Raw genomic sequence first — 16252 nt, 5'->3', positions numbered from 1 at the left:
GCAGAACCGCGCCATGCTCGCCAAGATCATCCAGTGGTCCGGGAGGAACCCGTTCCTCGTCCTCATCGCCACCTTGTTCATCGTCATCGGCGGCGCCTTCGCAGTGATGAGGACGCCGCTCGATGCCTTGCCCGACCTGTCGGACGTGCAGGTCATCGTCTACACCGAGTACCCCGGGCAAGCGCCGCAGGTGGTCGAGGACCAGGTCACCTATCCGCTGACCACGGCGATGCTCGGCGTGCCGAAGTCGAGGGTGGTGCGCGGCTTCTCGTTCTTCGGTGCTTCCTTTGTCTATGTGATCTTCGAGGACGGCACCGACATCTACTGGGCCCGCACGCGGGTGCTCGAATATCTAAACTTCGCTTCGGGCCGGCTGCCCAAGGGCGTCACACCGTCGCTCGGACCCGACGCCACCGGCGTGGGCTGGGTCTACCAGTACGCACTGCTGGCCAAGGACAAGACACTCGCCGAGCTGCGCACGATCCAGGACTGGTACCTGCGCTACCAGCTGACCAAGGCGCATGGCGTTGCGGAGGTGGCGTCGATCGGCGGCTTCGTGCAGACCTACCAGGTCACGGTGGACCCACTGAAGCTGCGCAGCTACGGCATCCCGCTTTCCAAGGTCGCGCAGGTGATCCGCGATTCCAACCGCGACGTCGGTGGTCGTGTCGTCGAGATGGCCGAGACCGAGTACATGGTGCGAGGCAAGGGGTATCTGCGTGGCAAGGGCGATCTCGAGACGCTGGTCGTCAAGAGCGAGCGCGGAACGCCAGTGATGATCCGCGACATCGCGCGAGTCGAACTCGCGCCCGACGAACGGCGCGGGCTGACCGAACTGAATGGCGAAGGCGAGGTGGTGTCGGGCATCGTGATGGCGCGCTACGGGCAGAACGCTCTCGAGGTGATCCACAACGTGAAGGCCAAGGTCAGCGAAATCTCTGCCGGCCTGCCGCCCGGCGTAACGGTCGAGGCGGTCTACGACCGCTCCGACCTGATTCACCGCGCCATCGACACCCTGAAACGCACGCTGATTGAGGAAAGCCTGATCGTCGCGGCGGTGTGCATCATCTTCCTGCTGCACGTGCGCTCCGCGCTGGTGGCGATCCTGATGCTGCCCGTCGGCGTGTTGATCGCCTTCATCGCGATGCGCCTGCTGGGCATGAACTCCAACCTGATGAGCCTGGGCGGCATCGCTATCGCGATCGGCGCGATGGTCGACGCGGCGATCGTGATGATCGAGAACGCTCACAAGCACATCGAACGCCTGAAGCCCGATCACACGGTGCGCGAGCGCGCCGATGCGATGCTCGATGCCTGCAAGGAGGTGGGCCCCGCGCTCTTCTTCTCACTGCTCATCATCACCGTGTCGTTCCTGCCGGTGTTCACGCTCGAATCGCAAGAAGGCCGGCTCTTCTCGCCGCTCGCCTATACCAAGACCTTCTCGATGGCCGGTGCCGCCTTGCTGTCGGTGACGCTGGTGCCGGTGTTGATGATGTTGTTCATTCGCGGGCGGATCATGCCGGAGTCGAGAAACCCGGTGAACCGCTTCCTGATCTGGGTTTATCGCCCGATCATCGCCGGCGTGATGCGCTGGAAAAGGGCGACCATCGCCGCTGCGCTCGCGGCGATGGCGGTGTCGCTGTATCCGGCCTCGAGGATCGGCAGCGAATTCATGCCGACGCTCAATGAAGGCACGCTGCTGTACATGCCGGCGTCGCTGCCCGGCATGTCGATCACCAAGGCGGCCGAGGTGCTGCAGACGCAGGACAAGCTCATCAAGAGCTTTCCGGAAGTGAGCTCGGTCTACGGCAAGGCGGGCCGCGCCAACAGCGCCACCGACCCCGCGCCGGTCGAGATGTTCGAGACGGTGATCAACCTGAAGCCGACGTCGGAATGGCGTGCGGGCATGACCACCGACAAGCTGATCGCCGAGATGGACAAGGCCCTGCAGTTCCCGGGCGTGTCCAACGCCTGGACGATGCCGATCAAGGCGCGCATCGACATGCTGTCCACCGGCATCCGCACGCCCATCGGCATCAAGGTGTTCGGCAAGGATCTCGCCGAGATGGAGAAGCTGGCGAAGGAGATCGAAGCGGTCGTGAAGAAGGTCCCGGGCACCACATCGGCCTTCGCCGAGCGCATCACCGGCGGCTCGTATCTCAACATCGAGCCGGACCGCGAGCAGCTCGCCCGCTATGGCCTGTCGATCGGCGACCTGCAGGAAGTGATCGGCACCGCGCTCGGCGGCGAGATGGTGACGACCACCGTCGAAGGCCGTGAGCGCTTCGGCGTCACGGTGCGCTACCCGCGCGAGCTGCGCGGCAATCCGGAGCAGATCGAGCGCGAAGTGCTGGTGCCGACGATGGACGGCGCAATGGTGCCACTTGGCCAGGTCGCCAGCGTCCGGGTCGTCCGTGGCACGCCGGGCATCCGGACCGAGAACGCGCTGCTGTCGGCCTACATCTTCGTCGACATCCGCGAGCGCGACATCGGGTCGTACGTGGCCGATGCGCGCAAGGCCGTGGCCGATCAGGTGAAGTTTCCGCCTGGCTACTACATCACCTGGAGCGGCCAGTTCGAATACATGGAGCGTGCGGTGGAGAAGATGAAGATCGTGGTCCCGGTCACGCTGCTGACGATCTTCCTGCTGCTGTACCTGAACTTCCGTCGGCTTACGGAGACGCTGATTGTGATGCTGTCGGTACCGTTCGCGCTGGTCGGTGGCGTGTGGTTGATGTGGGCGCTGGGCTACAACCTGTCGGTGGCGGTCGCGGTCGGGTTCATCGCGCTTGCCGGCGTGGCGGCCGAGACCGGCGTGGTGATGCTGATCTACCTCGACCACGCCTGGCACGAGGCCCGGGCGCGCAGTGCTGCCGAAGGCCGCGCACCGGGCGCCGCCGACCTGTACGCCGCGGTGATGGAAGGCGCTGTCGAGCGCGTGCGGCCGAAGATGATGACGGTGGTGGCCATCATGGCCGGCCTGCTACCGATCATGTGGGGCACGGGCACCGGCTCCGAGGTCATGAGCCGCATCGCCGCGCCGATGGTCGGCGGGATGATTTCGTCGACCGTGCTCACGCTCGCGGTGATCCCGGCCTTGTATGCGCTGGTGAAGGAATGGCAATTGCGCAAGGTCGCACCCACGGCGGCGACGCCTGGAGCCGTATCGCAGGCGGTTCTGGCAGTGAGCCGCACGAATGACGAACCCGATTTCAGTTCCAACCTCGAAAGGACATGACATGGAAACGATCGAACTCGAAGTGCAAGGCATGACCTGCGGCTCATGCGTCGACTCCGTGAAGCGCGTGCTGCAACGCGTACCGGGCGTCGCCGGCGTGGATGTGAACCTGTCGCTCAGCCGCGCCCGCGTCACCACGACCGGGAACGCTGCCGCGGCCCTCGGGGGCCTGACAGCGGCTCTGGAGGCGGCCGGCTATCCGTCCGGTCCTGCAGCGGCCATGGCAGTCGACGCTGCGCCATCCTCGGGTCACACCGGCTGTGGCCACGCAAGGGGCCCGAATAAGCAGGGTGGCTGCTGCTGCGGCTGAGCAGCCTTCAAGCAGGAACATCGACGTGAACAAGAAGAGCAAGGTCAAGGCGAGCAACGCGCCCGACTACAACGTGCAGCTGCACCTGCTGCAGATCGAGCTGGTGAAGTTGCAGCGCCACTTCATCGGCTGCGGGGACCGCATCCTGCTGCCGCTCGAGGGGCGCGACGCTGCGGGCAAGGACGGCACGGTAAAACGCATCGTCGAACACCTGAGTCCGCACGAGCCCCGTGTCGTCGCCCTGGGCAAGGCGTGCGGCGTGATGCTGCTTCACCACCATGCGACAGCGCCGTGGACGGTGCGCGCGGACGACAAGGAGCAAGCGCGGCTGACCCCATGCGGCACGCGCTGCGGCGCCTGCACTAACCCGACAAGAACCCGCAACTGCTGGCCGTGGACGAGGCGGTGGTCCTCGACTGGGCTGTCGACGCGGCGCTACCTTCCTTGGGCTGATGCGAGAACACCATGAACACACGTCCGATCGTTAACGACCCGCCCGCGCCTGCGCTCACGCCTGCGGCTTGGCCCCTGGTTGCCTGGACATGCTATGCCGCCGACGCCTGGTGGCGTGGGATCGCCGCGATGGACACGCTGCGCCAGCGCGCCGACAACATGCTCGATCATGAAGCCGCCGGCATGCCACCGCTGCTGCACTTCGATGCCGAGCCGGTGGCAAACGCGCGGGACTTTGCTTCACCCTGCAACTACCGCCTACTTCGAATCACTCGGTGTGGAACGGATCGACTGGAACGTCATGTGCGTCGAGACTCCGCGCCGGTGATCGTGGTCGATCCACGGGCGGGCCATGGCCCTGGCATCGGGGGTTTCCGGCGCGACTCCGAGGTCGGCATGGCCCTGCTGGAAGGGCACCCGGTCTATTTTGTCGTCTTCGACCCCGAGCCGGTCGAGGGCCAGACCATGGGATCGGTCGTCGAGGCACTGGCGCGTTTCATCGATATCGTTGCCGAACGCCATCGCGCGCGCGCTCCGATCATCTATGGGAATTGCCAGGGCGGCTGGGCCGTCGCTCTGGCACTGTCGCACTGCAACCGCGAGGCGGGTCTGGCTGTATTGAACGGGTCGCCCCTGTCTTACTGGGCGGGTGAGGCCGACATCAACCCGATGCGCCTGATGGGTGGTTTGGTTGGCGGTGTCTGGCCGGCACATCTGGCGGCGGATCTGGGCCACGGCCACTTCGATGGAGCGTGGCTGGTCCAGAACTTCGAGGCTCTGCGGCCCGAAGGGGTCTGGAAAAAGTACGACCAGGTGTTCGCAGAGCCGCAGCGCGAGAAGGCGCGCTTTCTTGAATTCGAACGCTGGTGGAACGGCTTCTACAAGCTGGGTCGCGAAGAGATCCTGAGCATCATTCGTGACCTGTTCATCGGCAACCGTGTCGAGCAAGGCGTCGTGGTGGTCGACGGCCACTGCCGCGCCGACTTGTCGCAGATTCGGACGCCGCTGGTCATCTTCTGTTCCTATGGCGACAACATCACGCCGCCCAGCCAAGCCCTCGCGTGGCTGAAGACGGTTTTCGGCTCGACCGAAGGGTTGGTCAGCGCCGGCCAGCGCATCGTCTATCTTCTGCACGAGCATGTCGGCCATCTCGGCATCTTCGTGTCGGCCGACGTGGCACGCCGCGAGCACCGCGCCATCCTGCATCACGCTTCGGTCATCCAGGCATTGCCGCCGGGCCTCTACGAGATGAAGCTCGAGTCCGCCGCTCGGACCGATGACGCCACCCGCGCGACCTTCGAGCCCCGACGCATCGAGGACTTGCCCTTCGAGCCCCGTCCGGCTGCGTTCGAACGCGTCGCCGAAGCGTCGCGCCAGCTGGACGCCCTTTACACCCAGTGGCTGTCACCCTTCGTGCAGCAGCTTGGCAGTCCCGCCACGGCACGCTGGCTGGAAGCTTTGCATCCGATGCGCACCAGCCGCCTGATGTGGTCCGAGCGCGTCGCACCGGCCGCTGCGTTGTTTCCCATCCTGGCATGGGCAGCTCAAACGCTGGGCCTCAGCGATGAAGAACGCGCCTTCAATCCCTGGTATCGGGCGGAACGCAGCGCGGCCGACGGCATCGGTAAATCCATCGAATCCTGGCGTCACTTGCGCGATCGCATCGCAGAGATGGTGTTCAAAAGCCTCTACGGAACGTGAGGGCCGCCGCCAGACGGCGCGCGGACCGCTGCCGACTCACGGTCAAGTTTATGTACAACCAAGGCATCTCGCAGCCCCCATCCCGTCCACTCTCCGGCTCGATGAACTCGGTGGCACTGATCGACAGGCCACAAGCCCTTGAATCGCTACAGGCTGCTTTGCTACCGTCCGGGTTGCAGATCAGTCTCCCTGATGACGAAAGCTGACGATGCTCGGGCCGCATCCTCACCTGGCTGCGCCCGTCGAGATGAACCGAGCCCGAGCCCAGCGCCGGCATGCTCAGACCTTGATCCATATCAACCGCTCGGCAATGCTGTCGAATAAGCTGTGCTGAAGGATTTCATGGTGAATCCCCCGAAACTCGACGTTGGGACTGCAACATGGCGACATGGCGAAGCAAACTGGCAAGGAGCGCATGGACTGCGTTCCTGCTGCTGTTCGCTGTACGGGCCATCGCAGGCACGGCCCTGTGCGAGATCTATGGCGGGCACAGAGCGCCACCCGTCTCGCCGGATGCGTCGTTCATCCATGCGCCGCAGGAGGCCCATCAGGCACACAAGCACGCCTTGCGAACCGAGCAGCCGTCGAACGACAGCAAGGGTCACGTCTGCGAAGAGCCGGCGCCCCTGACCGGCGGGCCAACTTTCCTCTCGGCCATCAAGTGGTCGCTGACGGTCGATGCGATCGCTTGGTCGCATGCACCGGGGCGGAACTGGGAGCCAGTCGTCGCGATGGTGAGCGTTGCGCCGCCGCAATTGGCGCATCCGCCACCGCCGCGCGCCCCGCTGGACATTGCGCCTCGCCTGCGCATTTGACGAGCCCTCCCGTGTCGGGAGTGGGGCAGTCTTGATCGTGCACGCGGATTTGACCTGCGCCCACGGCGCTAGTAGCCCTGGATGGCCCGCACTTCCCACACCTGTGTCCAGCGAGAGTGCTAGCGCTTGACCTGTGTGCCGCACCCAGGTTGCACATTCAGCTTAAGCCTCCCTCCGCACAAGCTACCGGGGCAACCGAACCACGCACAGCCACCACACGAGCAACTGCCCGAGCCTGGCCGATTGCTCCAAGAGGGCCGGCACCCGGCCCAGACCGAACACCGACAAGGCGAATCATGGCCAACCATTCTTTCCGTCCCGATCCGACCACCAGCCGCCGTTCGCAACGCGGGGCCGCCCTGACGTGGGTTTTCTTCGGCTTCCTCGCGGTGGCCGGCTTCTTCCTTGTTATCGAGCACCGTGCACACCTGATGGGAGCCCTGCCGTTTCTCCTGCTGGCGCTGTGCCCGTTGATGCATTTCTTCCATGGCGGGCACGGTGGCCCCGGCGGCCATCAGGGGCACGGCCCGACAGGATCCGGCAGCGCCGATCCCGACGACAAAACAAGCCTTCAAGGCAGCCCGGGTGCCACACCCACCCCTCCGGCGGCCCCGCATCAGCCGCACCAGCACTGAGCCAACCGCAAAGGATATTCCATGACGCAAGACAACGCACCGGCCTACGGACTGTGGTCCCTGGTGGTCATCAATTCCCTCGTCTTCATCATCTTCGCGTTCAGCTTCGCCAAGCCGCAGTCCGGTCGCGACTGGCGCTCGTTCGGCGCCTTCTCCGGATTCCTGGTGGCGCTGTTCGCCGAGATGTACGGCTATCCCCTGACCATCTACCTCCTGTCGGGATGGCTGGGAACGAAGTTTCCTGGCGTGGATTTCCTCTCGCACGACGCCGGCCACCTGCTGGAAGTGATGTTCGGCTGGCGCGCCAATCCGCACTTCGGACCGTTCCACGCGCTCAGCGCCGTCTTCATCGGCGGAGGCTTTTGGCTGCTCTCCGCCGCATGGTCCGTGCTGTATGCGAGCCAGCGTGCCGGGACGCTGGCGAAGACCGGCGCCTATGCCCGGGTTCGGCACCCGCAGTACGTTGCGTTCGTGCTCATCATGTTCGGTTTCCTGCTGCAGTGGCCGACCGTCCTGACCCTCGTGATGTTCCCGATCCTGTGTGCGATGTACGTCCGTTTGTCCTTGACGGAAGAGCGCGATGCAGCCAAGACCTTCGGAGCTGAATGGGAGCGCTATGCGAGTCAGACGCCGCGGTTCTTTCCCAAATTGGGCGCGTCAGGGGGCGACGCAGCCCCGTGCTTGACGATCGCGCCGACGCGCCGACCCTCCCGCGAACAGCAAGGACCATGACGTGACACCGGCTGACCCCGCATTCCGCTGCACGTGGCTGGGATGGTCCGTGGCTTTCTCGCTGCCCTGGGCGTTGCTGTTGTTCATGGCCCGGCCGGCCCTGCGCCGCCCGATGCTGTGGGCCAGCACGCACGCGACCGGCCGGGAGCGTCGACCGCGCCAAGAACCCGCCCCGAGGACCAGACCATGAAGCTCGATTTCCTGGGTGCCGCCGGCACGGTCACCGGCTCGAAGACCCTCGTCACGCACGAAGGGAAGCAGTTGCTTGTCGACTGCGGCCTGTTCCAGGGCTACAAGAACCTGCGCGCCATGAACTGGGAGCCGTTCCCGTTCGACCCGACGAAGCTCGATGCCGTGGTGTTGACGCACGCACACCTCGATCACGCGGGAGCACTGCCGCTGCTCGTCAAGCGGGGCTTTCGCGGGCCGGTCTTCGCGACACCGTCGACGATCGACGTGTGCCGGGTCCTGTTGCCCGACAGTGCGCGAATCCAGGAAGAGGATGCCGAGTACGCCAACCGCCACAAGCTCTCCAAGCACCAACCGGCCCTGCCGTTGTACTCAGAGGAGGACGCGCAGCGCGCGTTGCGCCGTCTCGAGCCGCTGCCGCTAGAGCAGCCAGGGGATGTGACGGGAGGCATGCAACTGCGCCTGCGGCAGGCTGGTCACATCCTCGGCGCCAGCTCGGTCGAGCTGACCACGGGCGACACGACGGTTCTGTTCTCGGGGGACCTGGGCCGCCCCGACGATCGCATCATGCGGGCCCCGTTGCCGATAGCACGCGCCGACCATGTGGTGATCGAGTCAACCTACGGTGATCGGCTGCACGATATGCAGGATGTCGAGGCCGCTTTGGGCGAGGTGATCAGGCGCACGGCGGCACGCGGCGGCATCGTGGTGGTCCCTGCCTTTGCGGTGGGGCGAGCTCAGGCCCTGCTCTACGCGATCTATCGTCTAAAGACCCGTGCCGCCATCCCTGACTTACCGGTCTTCCTGAACAGCCCGATGGCGATCGACATGACCGAGATTTATCATCGGCATCGCGCGGAGCACCGACTGTCGGTGGAGGAATGCAGCGGCATGTGCCAGGTCGCGGAGATGACGCGCACTGTCGAAGAATCGCGTGCATTGAATGCGCTGCGCTACCCCGCGGTTATCGTGTCGGCCAGTGGCATGGCCACCGGCGGCCGGGTGCTGCATCACCTGAAAGCCCTAGGCCCGGATCGCCGCAATACCATCGTGTTCGCCGGCTATCAGGCGGGCGGCACGCGAGGCGCTCACCTCGTAGCCGGCGAGCGCCGCATCCGCATCCACGGCGAAGATGTGACCATCAATGCCGAGGTGGTGTCGCTGCCCGGCATGTCGGCGCACGCCGATGCAGAGCAGCTCGTGCAGTGGCTGGCAACCGCGCCCCAGCGGCCGCGCGGCATCTACCTCAACCACGGCGAACCGGGTCCGGCCGACGCATTGCGGCAACGCATCGAGCGTGAACTGGGATGGCTCGCAACGGTGCCCTGGCTGGGCCAAAGCGTGGAGGTTGCATGATGGATGCATCCGGCTTGCGCCTGCGGCTGCTTGGCATCGACACGCTGCAGGAGCATGTGATTTACATGCGACGCGACTGTCATGTCTGCAGGGCCGAAGGTTTCGAAGCCCAGACGCGTGTAGAGGTAGCGCTGCGGGAGCACCGCATCATCGCGACGCTCAACGTGGTCGACAGCGAACTGCTGGCGCCGGGCGAAGCCAGCCTGTCGACCCGCGCATGGCAGGCTCTAGGCGCCGCAGCGAACGATCCCGTCAAGGTGGCGCACGCGCCGACGCTCGATTCGCTGAGCGCGATGCGCTCGAAGATCTACGGCCACCGGCTCGACACCATGGCGCTCGACGCCATCGTCGGTGACGTGGCTGCAGGCCGCTACTCCGACATGCACATCGCTGCGTTCCTGAGCGCCTGCGCCGGCGGGCGCATGGACTTGCAGGAAACCATCGACCTGACAAGCGCCATGGTCAAGGCCGGCGACCGTATCGACTGGGGGCGTACGCCGATCGCCGACAAACATTGTGTGGGCGGTCTGCCTGGCAACCGCACGACGCCGATTGTGGTCGCCATTGCGGCGGCTGCCGGGCTGACGATGCCCAAGACCTCGTCGCGCGCGATCACCTCGCCCGCGGGGACGGCCGACGTGATGGAGACGCTGACGCGCGTCGACCTCAGTCTGACCGCGATGCGGCGTGTCGTGGATCGCGAGGGCGGCTGCTTTGTCTGGGGCGGGGCGCTGACCCTGAGCCCAGCCGACGACATCCTGATCCGCGTCGAGCGCCCGCTCGACCTTGACAGCGACGCCCAGCTCGTCGCCTCCGTGCTGTCGAAGAAGATCGCCGCCGGAGCGACGCACGCCCTGATCGACATCCCGGTGGGTCGGACTGCCAAGGTGCGCAGCGAGGAGGACGCCAATCGGCTGCAGTCCTTGCTAGAGCAAGTTGCTGTAGCCCACGGGCTGCAACTGCGCGTGCTACGTACGCGCGGCGCCCAGCCGGTTGGGCGAGGCGTAGGCCCCGTGCTCGAAGCGCATGACGTTCTTGCCGTGCTGCGCGGCGCGGCGGCGGCGCCGGTGGACCTGCGCATGCGCGCGTTGGTTCTGGCCGGCGAAGTGCTCGAGTTCTGCGGCCACAGCACTCCCGGCACGGGCAGGTCCGAGGCCTGCCACCTGCTGGACAGCGGCGCCGCTTGGGACAAGTTCCAGGCCATCTGCGAAGCGCAAGGCGGGCTGCGCGAGCCCGGCGTCGCTCCACTGCGCGAGCCGATCGTGGCCGAACGCACCGGTTACGTCTGCGGCATCGACAACCGTCGGCTCGCACGGATCGCCAAGCTCGCCGGCGCCCCGGGTGCGCCGGCCGCCGGCCTCGTGCTGCATGTGCGGTTGGGGGACCCTGTCGAGCGCGGCATGCCGCTGTTCACGCTGTATGCGCAGGCGCCTGGCGAGCTGGCCTACGCCCGCAGCTACCTCGATTCCCATCCTGTCGTCACGCTGGGCGACGAGGTGACGCCATGAAGCCGGTCGTGGTCGCGATGCCGGCCAACGAGCAGCTCGCCGACGAGCTGGCCGCTCACCTTTCGCTGGAACGCGGCGCGGCCACGGTACGGCGCTTTCCTGACGGTGAGTCTTACGCGCGCATCGAGTCAGCGATCAAAGGACGAGACACTCTCATCGCCTGCACGCTGGACCGGCCCGATGACAAGCTGGTGCCGCTACTCTTGCTGTCGGCGGCGGTCCGTGAGGCGGGCGCGTTGTCAGCGGGCCTTGTCGTGCCTTACCTGGCCTACATGCGGCAAGACCGTCGGTTCAATCCGGGCGAGACGATCAGTGCCCAGCATGTCGGAGCTTGGATCTCGCACTATGTCGACTGGATCGTGACCGTCGATCCGCACCTGCACAGGATACCGGACCTGTCTCAGGTCTACAGCGTCCCGTCACGTGTCGTCCATGCCGCGGACAGCGTGGCGCAGTGGGTACGGGCGCAGGTGCGCAATCCCCTCTTGATCGGCCCCGATGAGGAAAGCGCCCAGTGGGTCAGCGATGTGGCACAGCAGTCCGATGCACCCTTCGTCGTGCTGACCAAGACGCGCCGCGGCGACCGCGATGTCCAAGTATCGGTACCGGACGTCGAGCGTTGGCGGTCGCACACGCCCGTGCTGGTGGACGACGTCGTCTCGACTGCCCGCACCATGATCGAAACGATCGACCACCTGCGCCGGGCCGGGCTCGTCGCACCCGTGTGCGTGGCGGTCCACGCGGTATTCGCTCAGACGGCATTCGAGGAACTGCGCGCGGCCGGCGCGCGCGACATCGTCAGCTGCGACACGATCCGCCACGCGTCCAATCGCATCTCGCTCACTGCGGCCATTGCCGCCGGCGTGCGCGCGTTTTTGCCCTGATGCCTATAGATGATCCTGGAGTTGCCATGTCATCCGTCCGCTCCAATCTGGCTGGTCGCTTCGCGACGGTCCTGCTCGCACTGGGGGCCCCCTTACCCTGGCGCGATCTCGCCTGGAGCGCGAGGGCGTGGTGGTTCACTGGGCACATCTCACGCTGGCGTTGCTGTCGTCCGGCGCGGCGTACGACTTCTACGCCAGGTGGATTCATCTCGGCGTGGTGCCTGTTCGCCGTGTCGATGAGTGCGGTCATCTACCTCCACTTTGCGTGGCGCGGCGCCAGACGCTCCTTGCCACCCTATCCGCCCAGCGCCACCGCGTCCGGTCGGTTGGCCGGGCCAACTTGTTCAACCTGACTCATGGGAGAGAACATTGATGAACACAACCGACGCGGCCAAGGCCTACCTAATCGGCGGAGGCATCGCCTCGCTGTCCGCGGCCGTCCTGCTGATCCGCGATGGAGGATTCTGCGGTGCCAACATCCGCATCCTGGAAGAGTTGGAGGTGGCCGGCGGCGCCCTGGACGGCTCGGGCGACCCGGTCAAAGGGTACGTCACCCGCGGGGGCCGCATGTGGACCGAAGAGGCATACGTCTGTCTGTGGAACGTGCTCGACTCGATCCCAACGCTTGCCAATCCGACAAGATCCGTCAAGGACGACATCTGGGCGTTCAACAAGGCTTGGCATTCAGCTTCGCATGCGCGCCTCATCGGCAAGGATCACACGATCCTCGATGCCACCGATCTGGGCTTCAACCTGCAAGATCGCCTCGAGATCATGCGCTTGCTGGCGATGCCCGAGCGAATCATCGGAACCAAGCGCATCGAGGACTGCTTCTCGTCGCATTTCTTCGCGACCAACTTCTGGGCGATGTGGCGCACCACCTTCGCCTTCCAGAACTGGCACAGCGCCATCGAACTCAGGCGCTACATGCTGCGGTTTATGCAAGAGTTTCCAAGGATCCACACCCTGGCGGGCGTGCGGCGAAGCGCATTCAACCAGTACGACTCGCTGGTCCGTCCGATCGAGAAGTGGCTGACCGACCAGGGGGTGCAGTTCGAGTACGGAACCAAGGTGATCGATGTTGACCTCGCCGAGAGCGACGGCCAGCGAATCACGGCGATCCATTGCACGCGCCAAGGCAAGGAGCTTTCGTACGCGGTAGGGCTGCGGGACTATGCGTTCATCACGATCGGCTCAATGACCGCCGACTCGCGCCTGGGAGACAACGATCACGCACCCCAGCTCGTGCGCGACAAGACCGATGGTGCTTGGAGGCTGTGGGAGACGATGGCACGGAAGCTGCCGGGTCTTGGTCGACCCTACGCCTTCAGCGGCAACATCGACGAGAGCAAGTGGGAGTCTTTCACGCTGACGATGCGCACGCCGGCTCTCATTCGCCGGATCGAGGAATTCACCGGCAACAAGCCCGGCACCGGTGGCCTGATGACCTTCAAGGATTCCAGCTGGCTGATGTCCATCGTGGTGCCGCGTCCGCCGCACTTCGCTGGTCAGCCTGACGATGTGTTCACGCTTTGGGGCTATGGACTCTTCATCGACAACAAGGGGGACTACATTGACAAGTCGATGGCGCAGGCGACCGGCCAGGAAATCCTGACTGAGTTGATGCACCAACTGGGATTTGAGGACATCCTCGACGAGGTGCGCCGCAGCACGACCGTCATCCCGGTGATGATGCCCTACATCACCAGCGAGTTCTCGCGGCGCGACGTGACCGACCGGCCGCCGGTGATCCCGCACGGCGCGAAGAACTATGCGCTGCTGGGCCAGTACGTCGAAATCCCGGAGGACGTGGTCTTCACGGTCGAGTATTCAGTGCGTTCGGCGATGCACGGTGTTTACGGACTGCTCGGCCTGAAACGCGACATCCCGCCCATCTACCACGCCCTCGCCGAGCCCATGGTGGCCCTCGACGCACTGAAGACGCTGATGGGATGAATGTCCGGTCGCAACGGCCACCCTGGAGGCGCGGTTGCCTTGCCCTTTGAGAATGAAGCCCGCATGAACACCACATTGAACTTCGAGGTCGGCGGCATGGTGTCGTCGATGTCGGCCCATGGGGTCGAGAAGCAGTTGTCGCGCCTGCCCGGCGTGACCGCAGCCCAGGTCAACTACGCGGCCGGCTCGGCCAGCGTGGCTTTCGACCCGCGCCAGACGACGCCAGAGGCCATTCGCATCGCCATCGAAGCATGCGGCTACCACTGCGGCGGCGAGGCCACACCTCGCCATATCTGCGTGCCGCACGCTGAGGCGGGCAAGCCGCACCAGCACGAGCACGCAGGGCATGTGGCCCCGGGCGCGAAGCCGGGCGCAGTTGGGCACACGATGGACCACGGTACGATGGATGTCGTGGCTCACGAGATGGGGCATGGCCTCGGCATGGACGCGCGCGGCATGGCACGCGACATGAGGAACCGATTCTGGATCTGCCTCGCGTTTACGGTGCCCATTTTCCTCTATGCCCCGATGGGCATGAACTTCATCAAGCTGAGTCCGCCGTTCGGCCTCGACCTGAAACTGTGGCTGTTCATGCTCGCCACAGGTGCGGTGATCTATCCGGCATGGCCATTCTTCGTCGCCGCGACGCGCGCGCTTCGCAACGGCGTGCTCAACATGGCGGTGCTGGTCGTGCTGAGCGTCGGCACCGGATACCTGTTCAGCGTCGGAGCCACCTTCCTCTTCGAAGGGGCGCAGTTCTATGAGGCCGTGTCGGTGCTGTTGGTGTTCATCCTGCTCGGACACTGGCTCGAAATGCGGGCGCGTGCCGGTGCTTCCGAGGCGATACGCGCTTTGATGGACTTGGCACCGCCGAAAGCCACGATCGTACGCCATGGTGTCGAGACCACGGTCGCGACGGCCGACGTGCTGCTGGGTGACATCGTGCTCATCCGCCCCGGCGACAAGATACCCGTTGACGGCGAGGTGCTGGAAGGCGGATCACAGGTGGACGAATCAATGCTCACCGGCGAGTCGATGCCGGTCAAGAAGACGGTCGGCGACAGCGTGATCGGCGCCACCATCAACAAAAGCGGCAGCTTCCGCTACCGCGCCACCAAGGTCGGCGCCGACACCGCCTTGGCGCAGATCGTCAAACTCGTGCAGGAGGCGCAGAACTCCAAGGCGCCGGCGCAGTTGCTGGCCGACCAAGCCTCGCAGTGGTTGGTGGTAGTGGCGTTCCTGATCGGCCTCGCGACCTTCGGCGTGTGGTACTTTGTGCTCGGCCAGCCCGTGCTGCTGGCCCTCACGCTGACCATCACTGTGTTCGTGATCGCGTGTCCCGACGCCCTCGGACTGGCCACGCCGATGGCGGTGATGGTTGGCACGGGCCTGGGGGCGATGAACGGCATTCTGTTCAAGAACGCCGCAGCGCTCGAAGACGCCACTAAGCTCGATGTGGTGATCTTCGACAAGACCGGCACGCTGACGCTCGGTCAGCCCGAGGTGGTCGACCTCGTTGCGGCACCTGGCACGAGCGTCGATGCGCTGCTGACCATCGCGGGCTCGGTGGAGAAGCTCTCGGAGCATCCTCTGGCCTTGGCTGTCCTCCAACGTGCCGGGGGCCTGCCGCTCGAAGAGGTGAGCGCGTTCACCAACATTGATGGCATGGGAACTGAAGCCGTCGTTCGCGGCCAACGAGCACTGCTCGGCAATCGCCCGTTGATGGACGCGAACGCCATCGACCTCAATGGCTTGGAGGCTCAATCGCGCAACCTGCAAGGTCAGGGACGCACGGTGGTCCATGTGGCCCATGGTGGCCGGCTGATCGGTCTGATCGCCATCGCCGACGCGGTGCGTCCTTCTTCGGCAGAGACCGTCAAGGCGCTCCATGGCAAAGGGGTGCAGGTGGCGATGCTGACGGGCGACAACCAGGCCACCGCCGATCGAATCGCCAAGGAACTCGGCATCGACATCGTCCTCGCGGATGTGCTGCCCGGCGACAAAGCCGCCAAGGTCAAGGAACTTCAGGCGCAGGGCAAGAACGTCGGCATGGTCGGCGACGGCATCAATGATGCCCCGGCGCTGACGCAGGCCGATGTTGGTTTCGCGATCGGTGCGGGCACTGATGTAGCGATGGAGAGCGCCGACGTGGTGCTCATGAAGAGCGACCCGTTCGATGTGGTCGGCGCCATCGAGCTGTCGCGCGCGACGCTGCGCAAGATGCACCAGAACCTGTGGTGGGCGGTGGCATACAACGTGGTGGCGTTCCCGCTAGCCGCCGGCGTGTTCTACCCGTTCACCATCAGTCCGGAGGTGGCCGCCATCGCGATGTCGGGAAGCTCCGCGCTGGTGGCCATCAACGCGCTGATGCTCAAACGCACTCGGCTGACCGGCATCCGCCGGGTCCGGGCGACTCCAGGAACAACGGGCGACACCAGGCAGACCGCTCCGGCTGCGGTCTGAAGGCGGCGCGGG

General features: G+C 65.3%; 11 protein-coding genes and 1 pseudogene. All 12 read left to right on the top strand.

The window, feature by feature from the left end; all coding sequences use genetic code 11:
* Nucleotides 1–13: 13 nt before the first annotated feature.
* The 12 genes and pseudogenes from A8M77_RS21820 to A8M77_RS21765 all read left to right on the top strand — a co-directional run bounded on the left by A8M77_RS21820 (nucleotide 14) and on the right by A8M77_RS21765 (nucleotide 16240).
* Nucleotides 14–3238 (top strand): efflux RND transporter permease subunit, encoded by a 3225-nt coding sequence (locus tag A8M77_RS21820; protein ID WP_086923610.1) that lies wholly within the window; start codon nucleotides 14–16, stop codon nucleotides 3236–3238.
* A 1-nt stretch (nucleotide 3239) separates the two neighbouring features.
* Nucleotides 3240–3548, top strand: a complete 309-nt coding sequence (locus tag A8M77_RS21815) for a heavy-metal-associated domain-containing protein (protein WP_086923609.1) — start codon at nucleotides 3240–3242, stop codon at nucleotides 3546–3548.
* Between the two features lie 19 nt (nucleotides 3549–3567).
* Nucleotides 3568–3798 (top strand): annotated as a pseudogene (locus A8M77_RS21810) (polyphosphate kinase 2); the annotation flags it as partial.
* A gap of 215 nt (nucleotides 3799–4013) precedes the next feature.
* A complete protein-coding gene (locus A8M77_RS21805; protein ID WP_086923608.1) occupies nucleotides 4014–5702 on the top strand; it encodes a DUF3141 domain-containing protein in 1689 nt (562 codons plus the stop codon).
* 380 nt (nucleotides 5703–6082) lie between these two features.
* Nucleotides 6083–6517, top strand: coding sequence for a hypothetical protein (locus A8M77_RS21800; protein ID WP_086923607.1), 435 nt, complete (start codon nucleotides 6083–6085; stop codon nucleotides 6515–6517).
* A 296-nt stretch (nucleotides 6518–6813) separates the two neighbouring features.
* The gene (locus A8M77_RS21795; protein ID WP_086923606.1) at nucleotides 6814–7152 is read left to right on the top strand and encodes a DUF2933 domain-containing protein; all 339 of its coding nucleotides are present in this window, start codon (nucleotides 6814–6816) and stop codon (nucleotides 7150–7152) included.
* Nucleotides 7153–7173: 21 nt separating this feature from the next.
* Complete coding sequence (locus A8M77_RS21790; RefSeq protein ID WP_086923605.1) at nucleotides 7174–7884, top strand: methyltransferase family protein; 711 nt, start codon at nucleotides 7174–7176, stop codon at nucleotides 7882–7884.
* A gap of 186 nt (nucleotides 7885–8070) precedes the next feature.
* Nucleotides 8071–9429 carry an MBL fold metallo-hydrolase gene (locus A8M77_RS21785; RefSeq protein ID WP_086923604.1) on the top strand — a complete coding sequence of 453 codons (1359 nt, stop codon included), beginning with the start codon at nucleotides 8071–8073 and terminating at the stop codon, nucleotides 9427–9429.
* The gene (locus tag A8M77_RS21780; protein ID WP_086923603.1) at nucleotides 9426–10937 is read left to right on the top strand and encodes a thymidine phosphorylase family protein; all 1512 of its coding nucleotides are present in this window, start codon (nucleotides 9426–9428) and stop codon (nucleotides 10935–10937) included. The genes A8M77_RS21785 and A8M77_RS21780 overlap by 4 nt, the downstream gene beginning before the upstream one ends.
* On the top strand, nucleotides 10934–11821 hold the full coding sequence (locus tag A8M77_RS21775; RefSeq protein WP_086923602.1) for a ribose-phosphate pyrophosphokinase: 888 nt from the start codon (nucleotides 10934–10936) through the stop codon (nucleotides 11819–11821). The genes A8M77_RS21780 and A8M77_RS21775 overlap by 4 nt, the downstream gene beginning before the upstream one ends.
* Before the next feature lie 372 nt (nucleotides 11822–12193).
* Complete coding sequence (locus tag A8M77_RS21770; protein ID WP_086923601.1) at nucleotides 12194–13777, top strand: oleate hydratase; 1584 nt, start codon at nucleotides 12194–12196, stop codon at nucleotides 13775–13777.
* 63 nt (nucleotides 13778–13840) lie between these two features.
* A complete protein-coding gene (locus A8M77_RS21765) occupies nucleotides 13841–16240 on the top strand; it encodes a heavy metal translocating P-type ATPase (RefSeq protein WP_086923600.1) in 2400 nt (799 codons plus the stop codon).
* Nucleotides 16241–16252 lie beyond the last annotated feature (12 nt).

Origin of the sequence: Variovorax sp. JS1663, from assembly GCF_002157355.1 — a bacterium.
Classification (GTDB): Bacteria; Pseudomonadota; Gammaproteobacteria; order Burkholderiales; family Burkholderiaceae_C; genus Variovorax.
This window is presented reverse-complemented; position numbering and strand designations above follow the sequence as displayed.

Excerpts from the sequence above, each read along its gene's own strand:
- A8M77_RS21820 (WP_086923610.1), top strand. The coding sequence starts at position 14 with ATGCTCGCCAAGATCATCCAGTGGTCCGGGAGGAACCCGTTCCTCGTC.
- A8M77_RS21785 (WP_086923604.1), top strand. The coding sequence starts at position 8,071 with ATGAAGCTCGATTTCCTGGGTGCCGCCGGCACGGTCACCGGCTCGAAG.
- A8M77_RS21765 (WP_086923600.1), top strand. The coding sequence starts at position 13,841 with ATGAACACCACATTGAACTTCGAGGTCGGCGGCATGGTGTCGTCGATG.
- A8M77_RS21775 (WP_086923602.1), top strand. The coding sequence starts at position 10,934 with ATGAAGCCGGTCGTGGTCGCGATGCCGGCCAACGAGCAGCTCGCCGAC.
- A8M77_RS21780 (WP_086923603.1), top strand. The coding sequence starts at position 9,426 with ATGATGGATGCATCCGGCTTGCGCCTGCGGCTGCTTGGCATCGACACG.
- A8M77_RS21800 (WP_086923607.1), top strand. The coding sequence starts at position 6,083 with ATGGCGACATGGCGAAGCAAACTGGCAAGGAGCGCATGGACTGCGTTC.
- A8M77_RS21770 (WP_086923601.1), top strand. The coding sequence starts at position 12,194 with ATGAACACAACCGACGCGGCCAAGGCCTACCTAATCGGCGGAGGCATC.
- A8M77_RS21815 (WP_086923609.1), top strand. The coding sequence starts at position 3,240 with ATGGAAACGATCGAACTCGAAGTGCAAGGCATGACCTGCGGCTCATGC.
- A8M77_RS21805 (WP_086923608.1), top strand. The coding sequence starts at position 4,014 with ATGAACACACGTCCGATCGTTAACGACCCGCCCGCGCCTGCGCTCACG.
- A8M77_RS21790 (WP_086923605.1), top strand. The coding sequence starts at position 7,174 with ATGACGCAAGACAACGCACCGGCCTACGGACTGTGGTCCCTGGTGGTC.
- A8M77_RS21795 (WP_086923606.1), top strand. The coding sequence starts at position 6,814 with ATGGCCAACCATTCTTTCCGTCCCGATCCGACCACCAGCCGCCGTTCG.